The organism is Paenibacillus sp. BT-177 (assembly GCF_025846815.2).
Lineage (GTDB): Bacteria > Bacillota > Bacilli > Paenibacillales > Paenibacillaceae > Paenibacillus > Paenibacillus polymyxa_C.
The window spans coordinates 121670-135829 of the sequence record NZ_JAOYTP010000009.1 but is presented as its reverse complement, the minus strand read 5'-3'; the positions used below and the strand labels follow the sequence as shown (position 1 = coordinate 135829).

Annotated in this window: 11 protein-coding genes; 8 read left to right on the top strand and 3 right to left on the bottom strand. The window is 44.6% G+C overall.

Translation table 11 applies throughout. The features are described from left to right. Nucleotides 1-174 precede the first annotated feature (174 nt). Nucleotides 175-1266, top strand: coding sequence for a site-2 protease family protein (locus OIU26_RS21495; RefSeq protein WP_264217955.1), 1092 nt, complete (start codon nucleotides 175-177; stop codon nucleotides 1264-1266). Between the two features lie 78 nt (nucleotides 1267-1344). On the opposite strand, the gene OIU26_RS21490 is transcribed toward OIU26_RS21495, so the two are convergent. The 3 genes from OIU26_RS21490 to OIU26_RS21480 form a co-directional block, all read right to left on the bottom strand. Then, a complete protein-coding gene (locus tag OIU26_RS21490; protein WP_264217954.1) occupies nucleotides 1345-2133 on the bottom strand; it encodes a hypothetical protein in 789 nt (262 codons plus the stop codon). A 75-nt stretch (nucleotides 2134-2208) separates the two neighbouring features. Then, nucleotides 2209-2853, bottom strand: a complete 645-nt coding sequence (locus OIU26_RS21485) for a hypothetical protein (RefSeq protein ID WP_064961750.1) — start codon at nucleotides 2851-2853, stop codon at nucleotides 2209-2211. A gap of 253 nt (nucleotides 2854-3106) precedes the next feature. Further along, nucleotides 3107-4024, bottom strand: a complete 918-nt coding sequence (locus OIU26_RS21480; RefSeq protein WP_264217953.1) for an AraC family transcriptional regulator — start codon at nucleotides 4022-4024, stop codon at nucleotides 3107-3109. Between the two features lie 194 nt (nucleotides 4025-4218). Between OIU26_RS21480 and OIU26_RS21475 the strand changes: the two genes are divergently transcribed. The 7 genes from OIU26_RS21475 to OIU26_RS21445 all read left to right on the top strand — a co-directional run bounded on the left by OIU26_RS21475 (nucleotide 4219) and on the right by OIU26_RS21445 (nucleotide 14096). Then, nucleotides 4219-6225: a beta-galactosidase gene (locus OIU26_RS21475; protein ID WP_264217952.1), complete on the top strand. Its 2007-nt coding sequence runs from the start codon at nucleotides 4219-4221 to the stop codon at nucleotides 6223-6225. A 132-nt stretch (nucleotides 6226-6357) separates the two neighbouring features. Beyond that, nucleotides 6358-8157 carry a sensor histidine kinase gene (locus OIU26_RS21470; protein ID WP_264217951.1) on the top strand — a complete coding sequence of 600 codons (1800 nt, stop codon included), beginning with the start codon at nucleotides 6358-6360 and terminating at the stop codon, nucleotides 8155-8157. Next, nucleotides 8154-9221, top strand: coding sequence for a response regulator transcription factor (locus OIU26_RS21465; protein ID WP_165082978.1), 1068 nt, complete (start codon nucleotides 8154-8156; stop codon nucleotides 9219-9221). Before OIU26_RS21470 ends, OIU26_RS21465 begins: the two co-directional genes overlap by 4 nt. Before the next feature lie 107 nt (nucleotides 9222-9328). Next, the gene (locus tag OIU26_RS21460; protein WP_165082977.1) at nucleotides 9329-10609 is read left to right on the top strand and encodes an ABC transporter substrate-binding protein; all 1281 of its coding nucleotides are present in this window, start codon (nucleotides 9329-9331) and stop codon (nucleotides 10607-10609) included. A gap of 38 nt (nucleotides 10610-10647) precedes the next feature. Next, on the top strand, nucleotides 10648-11532 hold the full coding sequence (locus OIU26_RS21455; protein ID WP_165082975.1) for a carbohydrate ABC transporter permease: 885 nt from the start codon (nucleotides 10648-10650) through the stop codon (nucleotides 11530-11532). Then, nucleotides 11529-12356 (top strand): carbohydrate ABC transporter permease, encoded by an 828-nt coding sequence (locus OIU26_RS21450; protein ID WP_064961755.1) that lies wholly within the window; start codon nucleotides 11529-11531, stop codon nucleotides 12354-12356. Before OIU26_RS21455 ends, OIU26_RS21450 begins: the two co-directional genes overlap by 4 nt. Nucleotides 12357-13049: 693 nt before the next feature. Next, nucleotides 13050-14096, top strand: coding sequence for a hypothetical protein (locus OIU26_RS21445; protein ID WP_013369336.1), 1047 nt, complete (start codon nucleotides 13050-13052; stop codon nucleotides 14094-14096). Nucleotides 14097-14160 lie beyond the last annotated feature (64 nt).

The window sequence follows — 14160 nt, the reverse complement described above, 5'->3', positions numbered from 1 at the left end:
CAAAATAGGGTATCTAACCCAGCACCAATATACCATTCGACATTGGCAGATGTCTACAATATACGGAATAATGTACATAGCTTCCCCAGTTCGCTTATCTGTGGGTATAGAAGTTTTTACAACCTGCACATTGCAAGATACAATGGAAGTATTAGAGAAAGGAGACGGATACGTTTGCAAAAAGAAGACAATAAGACCGATTCCAAATCCGGCTCATCCAAATGGTATCTTGGTAGTGCAGCAGCATTGCTCCTGCTGAAAGGCAAATCGTTACTTGCCCTTTTAAAATTCAGTAAATTTGGTGGTGCGCTGATCTCTATGGCATTTACGATTGGCACGTATGCGATCATATACCCGTGGGGATTTGCGGTTGGGTTCGTGTTGCTGTTATTTGTGCATGAGCTGGGGCATGTATTGGCTGCCAAACGCAAGGGGCTTCCGGTGTCGACACCGTTATTTATTCCTTTTCTCGGTGCGTTAATCACCATGAAACGCCATCCTTTGGATGCCCAGACAGAGGCTTACGTAGCCATGGGCGGCCCGTTATTGGGGACAGTTGGGGCTATGGCAGTATACGCAGGAGCGTATGCAACAGACAGTCCACTTTTGTATGCACTAGCATATATCGGTTTTTTCCTGAACTTGATCAATTTACTGCCGATTCATCCGCTCGATGGAGGACGGATTTCTACAGCAGTGACACGCTGGTTATGGCTGGTAGGCCTACTGGGTGGGATTGTAGTGATTGTGTATTTGAAATCCATTTTATTTTTCTTTATTTGGGCATTATTTGCCTATGATTTATACAAAAAATATGTCAAACGCAATAAAAAAGACGTCAAGGTTCAGTCGTTATTACAGAAGCCGCTGGTTAACGTTCAGCATTTGTATGAGCAAGGATATCCGCTGCCTGGGCCGGAGCATACGCGTAGACTATCCTTTAATACCTACTCGGATCTGGAGGGACAGCAATATGTAACGGTATATATGGAAAGTCTGGATGTGGAGCATACGCTTCTGCTGCCCCAGCAGAGTCTTGTCCAGCATGTATGGCTGAACGGTGTAGAACATATACCGACCCCGGATGCGTATCAGCTCAGATTGCTGTGTGGGATTGACTACATTCCGTTTGAAAATGATAAATATTACGAAGTACCCGCTGCATCACGCTGGACATTCGGAATCGGGTACTTGGGATTGGCCTTATTCCTGATGGGGATGATGTATATAGTACATCAGCACATAGGAGATATCAGGCTTCCATAATGTGGTTATAAAGAGACGCGAATCTGATACTTTCAGATCGCGCTCTTTTTTGTTTTTTTTGGAGAAGGGGGGATTTTTTTATTTTCCAAAATCCGACTCTTCTATAGGGACTTTTCCTTTTATAAGGAACCATTTATGATTTTTATAATTTTGAATCATTCCAATATCAAAAATGACTGATTTTACATTATTCTCCGAAAGTATGTTTCGAGAAATATCAGCCTCCAATGTATACTTAACAGAATTATCATCTATCTTCTGATGAGAGAACTTTATATTAGATGCATACTTTCTAATTCGGGATGGAAATATATATTCTATTTTGGAATTCCTATCTTTAGGAAGTATGATATCTGTTAACAAATGGCCATCTTTGAATTTTAAGTGAAAATTATTAACTTCAAGGATTTCTTTATCAAATTCATTTAGATTATCTTCTTTAAAACCTTCAAAATAGTATTGACCGGAATTTAACCGTACATTTTGTCCATCTTTGAGAACAACTTCGACAGCATCAAATTCATGAATAAAATTGATATCCACAGTCAATTCATTTTCATGGATCTGAACAATTTTCACATTGTCTGAAATAACTTTATTCTTTAACAATAAAGAAGCCTTTTTAATGTTTAAGCTATCTACTCTATAAGGGAAACTTATCTTGATTTTTTTAGGACTAGCATCATGAGAATTGAAAATGAAATAACTATTCTCTCGTACACTTATTTGTCGTATATACTCTAATTGAGTGTCTTCACTTTTCTTCGATTCATTTATAACCTTTTCTTGATTATTGTTTGTACATCCAAATAAAACTATAGAATTAGTTAGTAGCAACATGATGATTAGAACAAAACGAATTTTCAATATGTAGTCACCTCTTCTTGTAAATGGTAAACCCCCCTCATATTGAGGAGGGTTATGTAAACGATTCGTTTTTAATTAGCTTGGGTTATCGTAAAGCCAGTATTCTACACCGCCGTTGTTGTCATAACTGGAAGCAGTATATTTGGTATCGCCAAACCATCCCGTATCAGTATACTCATAATTTCTTTTTATACCTCTTGCAGCACTTTTTAGTTCGGCTGTATGCCAAGGTTTAATCGTCACATCAATGGATACTTTCTTTCTGTATTCTTGACCTATTTTCAAGCTCATCTCAGCTTCTGCGATAGCTTCAAAACCATATTTTACAGTTCCAGTTACTTCGCCAGTCATTTTTGACTCGGTTTCTAAATTCATTCTTACACTTTGATTACTGCCGTTGTTAAATCTGTCGTAATCTTGACCTGTATAATAATTACTTGAATTCACAAATGTCCATTTATTTGTGCCCATCGGTTGAACTAGACTGTTTTCTTTGTTTAGAGTTTGGGTATCTTCTTTTTGCTCTTTATCGAATTTTTTAATGTCCTCAGAAGAGTAATATGGAACACCATCAATATACAACTGATCTCCTACATTACTTTCGACTGGGGGTCTGAAATTCCCTTCTAATTCATTTTGATCTGAGGCAGCTTGTGCAGTCAACGCTGATAGATTCAGCATTAAACCCAAAACAAGTGTTGATTTGATCAATTTCTTCAAAATTTTTCACTCCTTATATTTTTTTGATATTTTATTCAAATAAATGTTAATACTTATATAAAAATGGAACAACCCTACACAGGACCTAAGTTGAATGATTCTATGTTTCGCAAATATGCAGATTAGTTTGTCTGTTAATGGTTAATAATTTTTCATATAAAAAACATATATGCATGCTTTCCCCACTTAATGGTTCTCTATAAAAACATAATGTCGTAAGCTCTTGAATAATCAAAAGCTTACGACATTATGTTTAGATATCCTTAATTTCATCCGTAATCGGTTTTAACGTCTGGCGGTATTTTAGCGGGCTGGTACCTGTCCAGCGCTTGAACTGTCTGCTGAAATGAGCCAGACTGGAGTATCCCAGTAGGGAAGCTACCTTGTTTAGCGGTAGATTGGGTTGCTGGATCAGCACCTTAGCCTCATGCAGCTTGGTCTCCGATAGATAGTGACGTGGTGAATAGCCGTAGACCTTGCGGAACACTTCCTGCGCATAGCCTGGACTGATCCCAAGGGAAGCCGCCACATCTTCAAGCCGGAATGTCTGCTCGCCAGATTCATCCTCCCGATAAGGCTTGAACCTCGATTGAATTGCTTCCATAATGGCCTTGGCATATTGAACCGATGAAGGTGCAATTCTCGGCTCCAATCCCGTAGAAATCATTTGCGAGAATATCCCGAATAGCTCGAACAAAGCAATCTGCATGCGAAAGCGGTCCGCTGTCGTATATTCTCCGTTCTCCCGCACCATGCTAATCCAGCTATGGACCACCTTTTGCAGCTTGGTATTGGTTTCAGTGCCTGCCGGGAAAAAGAGCTGATTGTTCTTAATCATTTCTTGACGGAACAGCGGATCATCAACATTAAAATGGGTGCTAAAATAATACATTCCATCCGGGGATACACACTGAGTTACATGCTTGAATCCTGGCGGAATCATTAAAATATCACCCTTTCCCACCGAGTATACGTTATTCTCCATTATCGTTTCCTGACGACCTTCTAAAATGAGAGCAATTTCAAAACCAATATGAGACTCCTCAGGCATGCACCAATCCGCTTTGACCCGATGAATATGAGCGCCAAAAAATTTCACATTCCAGTCAATAATGGGTAGCCATTGGCAATCATGGAATAGAGCTGTATCAACATCCGAATTTAATATCATCAGATCACCTTCGATTAGGGCAAATTTTACACCGCTTAGACAATCTCATTGTACCTAACATTCATCTATAATAAAAGAGCGCTTACAATTGCTATAATACATGCTTTTACATAAAAAATCGTTTATATATAGTATTTTTGAAAGCGGCACCATATTGTAATCAGGGAGCATTAAACTTATTGGAGGACGACTCGATGAAAAAGCTATTGTACGGTGTTGCTTATTATGATGAATATATGCCTTATGACCGTTTGGACCAAGATATCCAAATGATGAAGGACGCAGGAATCAATGTAGTGCGGATAGCCGAATCTACTTGGAGTACGCATGAACCGCAGAACGGAGTGTTTGATTTCACCTCCGTGGATCGGGTGCTGGACGCCATGCATAAGGCGGGTATTGAGGTCATTGTGGGCACGCCGACCTATGCCGTACCCACATGGCTGGTGAAGGAGCACCCCGATGTCTTGGCGACAACACCTCAGGGACCGGGCAAATACGGGGCTCGTCAGATTATGGACATTACGAACCCGGTGTATCTGTTCCATGCTGAGCGAATCATACGCAAGCTGATTGGACGGGTAAGCCAACATCCGGCAGTTATTGGTTTTCAGACAGATAACGAGACAAAGCATTACAATACGAGTGGTCCCAATGTGCAATTACAGTTTGTGAAGTATTTGCGGGAGCGGTTTGAATCACTGGAGGAGCTGAACCGCAAATTTGGCTTGGATTACTGGAGCAATCGCATCAATAGCTGGGAGGACTTCCCTTCGGTGGTCGGAACGATTAATGGAAGTTTGGGAGCGGCCTTTTCCCAGTTCCAGCGCAAGCTGGTGACGGACTTCCTGGCCTGGCAGGTCGCGATTGTCAATGAATATAAGCGGGAAGACCAATTTGTTACGCAAAATTTTGATTTTGAGTGGAGAGGTCATTCCTTTGGAGTTCAGCCGGACGTGGATCACTTTGCTGCATCTGAAGCGTTTGATGTGACGGGTGTCGATATTTACCATCCATCACAAGATGATTTGACTGGAATTGAAATCTCTTTCGGTGGTGATGTGGCACGTTCGACAAAACATAATAATTACTTAGTGCTGGAAACGGAGGCGCAGGCGTTTACACACTGGGTTCCTTATCCGGGACAATTGCGTCTGCAAGCGTTCAGTCATCTGGCTTCCGGGGCCAATATGGTAGCTTACTGGCACTGGCATTCCATTCATAATTCCTTCGAAACCTACTGGAAGGGTCTGCTTAGCCATGATTTTGAACCGAATCCTGTGTATGAGGAAGCACAGACGATAGGGAAGGACTTTGCAAGACTGTCCACGCATCTGGTCAATCTGAAAAAGAAAAATAAAACAGCTATCCTGGTTAGCAACGAAGCGTTGACATCCATTAACTGGTTCAAGTTTAATATGAACAGCCCACTGAATTACAATGACATCGTACGCCGTCTGTATGACGAGCTGTATAAGCTGAATATTGGTACAGATATCGTCCATCCGGGTACAGAATCGTTTGATGACTATGATCTCTTGATCGTTCCGAGTCTGTATTCTGCGCCAGATACACTGCTGGAAAAGCTGAACCGATATGTCGAACAAGGTGGTCATGTGGTATACACGTCCCGCAGCGGATTTACCGACGAACATGTGCAGGTGAGAACATCGCAGCAGCCGGGCGTGATTAGCGAAGCGTGTGGTATTCATTACAGCTTGTTTGTGGAGCCGAAAAATGTGACACTCAAGGATAATCCTTTTAAAGTGGCAGAAGAGGACAATCAGGTAGATACATGGATGGAGCTGATAATGCCGACGACTGCCGAAGTATTAGCCTATTACGATCACCCGCATTGGGGCAAATATGCTGCGATTACGCAAAATCGCTATGGTCAGGGAACGGCGACCTACATCGGCTGTATCATCAGTTCGGCGGTCATCCGCGAATTGTTCAGCTCTGTAGCCAAAAAGGCAGGCGTATGGGGACTGGATCAGGAAGCTTCTTATCCGATCATTGTTAAGTCTGGTACGAATGATTTGGGACGAACGATCCGGTACTATTTTAACTATTCCGAACAAGCAGGCTCGGTGGTGTATCCGCACGGAGACGGCAAGGAGCTGATCGGAGAGCAGGCGGTTACCCATGGACAATTGCTCCAGTTGGAGCCTTGGGGTGTTATAATTATCGAAGAAGCGTAAATGATGAATAGTGAGCTGAAACCGACGTACGAATCATTTTATATAGTATCGGCCGGGAGTATCCGGCAAGTGAAACGCCCCTGCGAATTGCGGGGCGTTTTCGCATATGGCTGAATAGAGGAGTGCATCGCTATGCCAACCCGAGCAGTCCGCTGGTTCCGGGCGCTGACGGCCCCGTATCGAAGCAGCATTCAGCTCAAGCTGATTTTGACGATGATTGTTCTATCTGTTGTGCCTGTCATTGCTGTCACGGTGCTGGCTGCGGAGAAAAGCAGAGCATCTATGGAAACCGAAGTGGTCGAGACGAACATGTCCAATATGAAATGGACGGGCATTTATATCAGCGACCAATTAGATCGTCTGAATCATCTGATTTACAGCATTCAGATCAGCCCTGATCTAAGCGATTATTTGAATGAACGCGAGCCTGACAATCTTTCAAGCGAATTTAATGCTCAGCGAAAAATGTTGAATACGCTGGCGAATGTATATTATTCAGCCGGGAGTCATGTCATCGGTATTCAGCTGTATCTGAAGCAATCGCAAACCCTATTTACCTTTAATAGTATGCAAAATGAAATTACGACAGTGAGCGGTATTCCCTCGCAGTACGCCGAGATGTGGCAAGCGAACAAGGATTATTCGATTCGATCAAGCCCTGCTGATCCTGATCGCTTTACACTGACACGCAGTATTCGGCGTTTTGAAGACCAGAAGCAGACGGGGGCCATTTCATTGGAGGTGCTATGGTCACAATTTGATCAGACGCTGGGTCTGCTGGGACGTGGGGATCAGCACCAGGTATTGATTACAGATGGGGATGGCAGGGTCATGTATCCAACGCAGGCTCGTCAGTCGCCTCCTCCTCCAGGAGTACTGACCGCTCTTCGTGATGTTAAGCCGGGCCACGGGATGCTTCAAACTGCCGAACATTATGTGTTCTACAATGATCTGGATGTAGTTGGACTGAAACTGGTCAAAATCGTACCGACTTCCTCCATTAACCACAGTGCCTTTTCAACCATGCTGTATGGTATTGTCGTAGGCGTGATTTCAATCCTGGTTTCCATCTGCATTGCCGTTTTCATCGCATGGCGGACTGCACGCCCGATTGTCCATTTGGCGCGTTCGGTGCAGGAGCTTGATATGATCAAGGGGCCAGTTGGAGAGCCAAGTACACGACCGGATGAAATTGGGTTACTGGAAAGAAGTCTGCATGGGATGGCAGGCCGAATACGCGAGCATATCCAGACGGAATACAGTATCAATTTGCAAAAAAAGACGGCTGAATTGAAAGCGCTCCAGGCGCAGATTCATCCTCATTTTCTGCAAAATACGCTGCAAATGATCGGAAGTATGGTGTTTTCGCAAAAGCCGGAGGATACCTATGAAGTCATTCGTTCGCTGAGTGAGATGTTCCGTTACGTGGTACGTGAGCCTCAGGATATGGCCTCTCTGCGTGCAGAACTTGATCATGTGGGACATTATATGCGTATCCAGCAGCGTCGTTTTCCGCAAAGATTGGTATTTCAGGTGGAGACAGAAGAGCAGGCGATGGATATTCGTTTGCCGAAGCTATCGCTTCAACCATTGTTGGAAAATGCGTTTCAGCATGGTCTTGATCGCAAGGCAGGGGCGTGGCGAATGGCAATCCGCGTGGAAATTATGAAGGAAGAAGTGTGCATTACGGTCAGCGATAATGGTAACGGTATGCCCCCGGACAAGCTGGAGAAAGTTCGGGCTAAGCTGGAAAACGCATCGGAGGAACCAATTTGGGCGCAGGGCAGTCATATCGGATTAAGCAATGTGGCTTCACGCATACAAATGAATTTTGGAGTGCATTATGGAGTGACTATAGATAGTGAGCAGGGAGTCGGTACATGTGTCACTATTCGTATTCCATTCGTCTCAGCAGAGGAGGGCAAAATATGATCAGGGTATTAATCGTTGACGATGAGCCGTGGAACCGCGATATTTTGAAGACATTTGGCACATGGGAAAAGCTTGGAATGGTAGTAGTGGGTGAGGCTGAGGATGGAGACGAGGCATTCAGGCTGGTCGGGGAGTTAGCTCCCCACATTGTGATTACGGACATGCACATGCCGGGTGCGGACGGAGTAGAGCTGCTGCAAGCGCTAAATAACCAATGTCCTGATGTGAAAATCATTGTCGTGAGCGGTTATGATGATTTCGCATATGCCAAACATGCGATCCGTTACAAGGCTGTTGATTATTTGCTCAAGCCTGTCAATCCTGTCGAGCTGAATGCGGTGCTGCTCAAATGCAAAAACGATCTGGAGGTCAAGGAGGCCGAACAGCAGCCAGAAGTAACAGAACTGGATTATGAGTTTTTCCACAAGTTAACCCGGTATAAGCAACTGCTGCGTCTTTATTTTAATGAACTGAATCGTGACGGGGTGAACTTAACATGCAGGCAGGTTGTGCAGGAGCTGGAGAGTTATGGAGCACCAAGTCAACCTATGCTGGGCAGGCTGGTACAGGAGTTGCTTTCCCTGCTGAAAGAGCTGTCAGCGGATAACGGGCTGGATACTTCTACGGCAAAGGAACGATTTCCGCTTTCGCAGGCTGCCCTATCCTCTGTAGAACATGCGCTGGAATTCGTATCGTCATGCTATGTTCAGGAATTGGATCAGCTGATTCGGCAACGGAAATACAAAAATAAGCTGAATTTGGAGGAGGTACGGCGGTATATCGACAGTCACTTTGCTGGGCCGATTACACTGGAGCAGTTGGCGAAAAACTTTTTTGTGAGCAAGGAATATATGAGCAAGGTATTCAAGCAGGAGTATGGTCAGAATGTAACGGACTACATTGTAGAACGGAGAATGGAAAAGGCGCGGGAATGGCTGTCCAATAAACAGATTTCAATTAAAGCCGTTGCAGAGATGGCTGGGTATGAAGATGTGTCTTATTTTTATCGGGTATTTAAAAAGCATTTTGGCATGGCCCCCGGTGAAATGAGAAAGGAAGTTTAAAAAAATCCAATCCAATAAGTTAAGGGTGTCCAATGGCAGAAGTGACCTCCCATCCTATAATGAAAGCGTATACAAAGAGATTTTCAACTTAGGGGAGGTCATTTTGCATGAAAATGTGGAAAGGTGTATTGAGTACAATGCTGGTTGGCACGTTGTTGGCCGGATGTGGAGCGAATTCTTCAGGCAGTGACAGTAGCGGTTCCAGTGGAGACGGCAAAACTGTAAATCTCAAAATGTTTATTGCTCAGCCCCGCTTAAAGGAGCACTACGATAAATACATTAATGCGTTTGTAGCCAAAGAGAAGAAAGATAAAAATATCGACGTCACCGTTCAACTAGAGATGCCGCCTGCTGACAATGCCGCACAAATTCTGAAGACAAGACTCGCTTCCAACGATGCACCGGATGTATTCGCATTGCATGCGGTGAATGAAATTCCACCGTTTTACAAAGCGGGATACTTGGAGGATTTGTCCGGTCAGCCATTTGTCAGTAAATTGATGGATAGTGTGAAGCCTTCGGTGACAACCCAAGACGGCAAAGTCGTAGCGGTTCCTTTGGAAACGATCTCCTGGGGCTATTTGTACAACAAAAAGATATTTAAGGATTTGGATTTGAAGCCGCCAGGAACGTTGACCGAAATGAAGGCTGTCGTCGAGAAGCTGAAAGCGAATAATGTGAAACCGTTCCTGTTGTCTTACAAGGAATCCTGGATTCCACAGTTGTTCGTGCCGCTCACAGCAGGTGCGATGATGAACACACAGAATAAAGATTTTATCGAACGGATGAATCAGGACAAAGGTTCTTTTTCCGAAATGAAGAGCATGTTCGATATTATTGATCTGGTGAACAGCAATGGTACAGACAAGGCGCTGGAAATTGGCGGGGATGATGGATCGGCGGCATTTGCTTCGGGTAAAGCGGCAATGTGGATTCAGGGACCGTGGTTTGCGGAAACGATTTTAAAATCTGATCCGAAGATGGACTTTGGAGTAGCACCTCTGCCGATTAATGACGATCCTAATGCGACCCTGATCAATCTGTCCACTTCGACTTCGCTGGCTGTATCCTCTACCAGCAAGAATAAGGAGGTTGCGCTCGATTTTGTTAACTATGTGTTGGACGACAAGGATTCGAGCGCATTCTATGAAGCATTGAAATTTAACCCCATCTCCAAAGTGCATACGTTTAAGAGCTATCCTTGGGTTAATGATGCTACCGAATATGTGAAAGCAGGCAAGTCGTACCAAGATCCATCAATCCCGCAGGCGGTTAAGGATGAGGCAGGCAAATCGCTACAATCCTATTATGCTGGCCAGCTCTCGCAGGATGACGTCATTAAGGCGCTGGATAAGGCATGGAAATCGTATAACAAAGTGAACAAGTAGCGGTAACCTACAGAATGACATCGGGAGGGAGAGACTCCATGCCTTTTAAAATCTACAAAAAATACGTCATGCTGCTGGCGTTTACTGCTCCGGCACTAATCTTTTACGCCATCTTTCTGCTTATTCCAACGATCAGCGGTATGTACTACAGTTTTACAGACTGGAATGGATTGAATCCCAATTACAACTATATCGGCTTGGGGAATTTCGTGGAATCCTTGAAGGAAGACCCCGATTTTCTCAATTCTCTTTGGTTTACACTTAAATACGTGTTGGTCATGATCGTGCTACAAAATGTACTTGCGCTAGTACTGGCAGTGTTGATTGAGTCACGCACACGCAGCAAAGGATTTTTTCGGACGATCTTTTTTATGCCCAATATGATCAGCACTATTATTAGCGCATTTATGTGGACATTCGTTTTTTCCTCCGTGCTGCCGCAGATTGCTGAAAAGACGGCCATCGCCTTTTTAGGTCAATCATGGCTGGGCGATCCGAAAGTATCCTTTTTCTCCATCATTATTGTCTCGCTCTGGAATGGTGTGGGATATATGATGATCATCTATCTGGCTGCGCTTCAGGGTGTACCGCAGAGCTTGAAGGAGGCTGCTATTATTGACGGGGCGAACGCATTTCAGACATTGCGAAGTGTGACGCTGCCGATGATTACCCACGCGATTACGATCTGTTTCTTCCTGACACTTAACGGTGCCTTCAAGGTGTACGAGGTCGTGTATGGGCTGACTGGCGGGGGACCGGGACGCAGCACACAGGTGATTACAATGAACATTTATGAGGAGGCGTTCTCCAACAACTTCCGTTATGGTTATGCGAGCGCTAAATCCGTTATTTTGTTCGCCATTGTGCTCATCTTCACTCTGATCCAACTGCGTGTCATGAAGAAGAGGGAGGTGGAGGCATGAGGCTGAAAAAAGCCAATTCCTTGCTGATCACGCTGATGCTGTGCGTGGGCGCAGTCGTGTCCTTCTTCCCGATCTACATGGCAGTCATTAATTCGTTTAAAACACAGGGTGAGATGTTTGCATCCTTTACGGCGTTGCCGACGAAGCTTCACTTTGAAAATTACAGTCAGGCTTTTCATCAGACCCATTTGCTGAACAGCGCTCTGAATTCCACGATTATTTCGTTTATCGGCATTGGCGGGATCGTGTTCTGTTCGGCACTGGCAGGCTACAAGCTGTCTCGTACAAGTGGAAAACTGAGCAGTGCAATTTTCTTCCTGTTTGTTGCCTCCATGCTGGTGCCGTTTCACTCTATAATGATACCGCTTACACGAATGGCAAAGGATTTGTCTGTTCAAGGCAGTACGTACGGCTTGGCTTTGATCTATATCGGCTTGGGTGTAAACATGGCAATCTTTTTGTATCACGGATTCGTCAAATCCATCCCGCGTGAGCTGGAAGAATCTGCGCAAATGGACGGGTGCAATGAGTTCCAAACGTTCTTTCGCATTATATTTCCTTTGCTGCTGCCGATCACCGTCACGATTGCTATTTTGGATTTCCTGTGGATTTGGAATGACTTTTTGCTTCCACTTTTGATGTTGACGGATGTGAACCATTACACCCTGATTCTCTCGACCAATATGCTGTTTGGAGAGTACAACAAGGATTGGTCGCTTATTCTAGCCGCGCTCGTGCTGACCTCCATCCCGGTCATTCTGATCTATGCCTTCTTTCAGAAATTCATTATGGAAGGCATTGCGGAGGGAGCGGTTAAGGGATAAGCTGTGCTTCTCATCGTTAAAAAAGCCTTCCTTGATTATAGGAAGGCTTTTTATTTTGGAATGACCCACATCCAACTTTCACTTCGACAAACAGCTTATTATAAAAAATAAAAGCGAAATGATGATCAAAAATAGATAAATACTAGAAACTCGTCTTCCGATAAGAGCTCCAAAATCTTCAGGATTTTTATATCCAATGATTATACCGGGAATGAAAAAAATGCTGGATAGTAGAAGGCTATAGTGAAATCCAGTATTGTCAACACGATTAGACCATGCGGGCAAGCCTAAAAAGGAAAACAATTGATCCCCAAACGTGTAATTGCTGAGTTCGTAAGAAGAAGCTAGGCCAAGAAGAAATAGAAGCAGTGAAAGTGATCCACGGCCTATTTTTTTTCTGTTTTTCTCACCAATGTAAAGATAATCAGTAAAATTACAATTGCTTGTATGCTGTAGGTCAATATCGTTAAGAACATGAAGTACCTCCTTGAACATCAGAATCGAATGAGCGAATGTCAATTTCGGGAGTGATTATACCATATTTTGTAATACCTTCATATACATTTCAATACGGAGTTCGATAGCGCAGCGGTCCATTTGGATCAAGTGAAGCAACAGTGATCGTAAGATCAAATGGAACGCGGAGCGGCCTTAGCCATACAATATTTCATCTGAATGTAAAAGGAGATGATTATATTGGCTACCTTCTCGGCCGCGCTTCAAGTAAAAAAGCGGATGGCCAAGCGTGTCTTGAAAATGTCTGGTGTCCACGGCATTGGCGTAGGATACAGGGACCCTGCTCATCCCAAAAGGGGAGCCGCTGTCATTGTGTACACGGATCGTCTAGCGTCGGCCTCTACTGGACTTTTGTCGGCCACTGCCTTAGGAAAGAAATCGAACGTTCCTATCCGAATTGTAAAGACTGGAAAGATCAGAGCTAATGCCACGGACTACAGAGTGCGCATCCGCCCGGTCATCGCCGGCTACAGTGTCGGGACGATTGAAGGTTCCGGTACAACCGGACTCATCGTTTCCCCAACTGGAGAGCCGGCTACACGTTATCTTTTTAGCAATAACCATGTCCTCAATCCCTCCAATACAGACAATCGGGAAGCTACAATTCAACCAGGCGGAGCCGATGGGGGGACGGTTGCCCAGAATCGTATAGGACGACTGTATCGTTACGTGCGCTTAAATCCCACCGGAACGAACCTGATTGATGCAGCGCTTTCGCTTCCGACCCGCAACAACCTGCTCAATCCGCGTTATGCTACAGTGGGAGCCATTCCGGGTCATGTTACCGCTTATCGCGTAGGAGAAAAATTGAAGAAGGTAGGGCGTACAACCGGGCGGGTTAATGGCACGGTAGAGTCCGTCTATACGGACCTGCAAATCAATTATGGTGGAGAGTTGGGCTTACTGACCTTCGAAGATCAGACGGTTATTAGAGGTACGACTCCTGTATCACTACCCGGGGATTCCGGCTCTGTATGGCTCAGACAGTCCGATAATTATGCAGCCGCGGTCAACTATGCAGGCACGGCAGATGGTCGCTTATCCATAGCCTTTCCGGTACAGTGGTTCATGCAGGTATTCAACACACGAGTAGCCCGCCCCAGCGGGGCAGGCAGGGTGCTCAGAGTAGATACAGGATCTTCCCCTCGCTCCTATACTAGACAACTCACCAGTGAGGAGCTTGTTCGCTTAAGACCAAGAACGACACGCATTAGACGGAGCTAATTCCTCTGCTGATGGAAAAGCTGCCGCTGATTGTTTCGGTAAAATGGTCGCTTTAAGAGGTTTC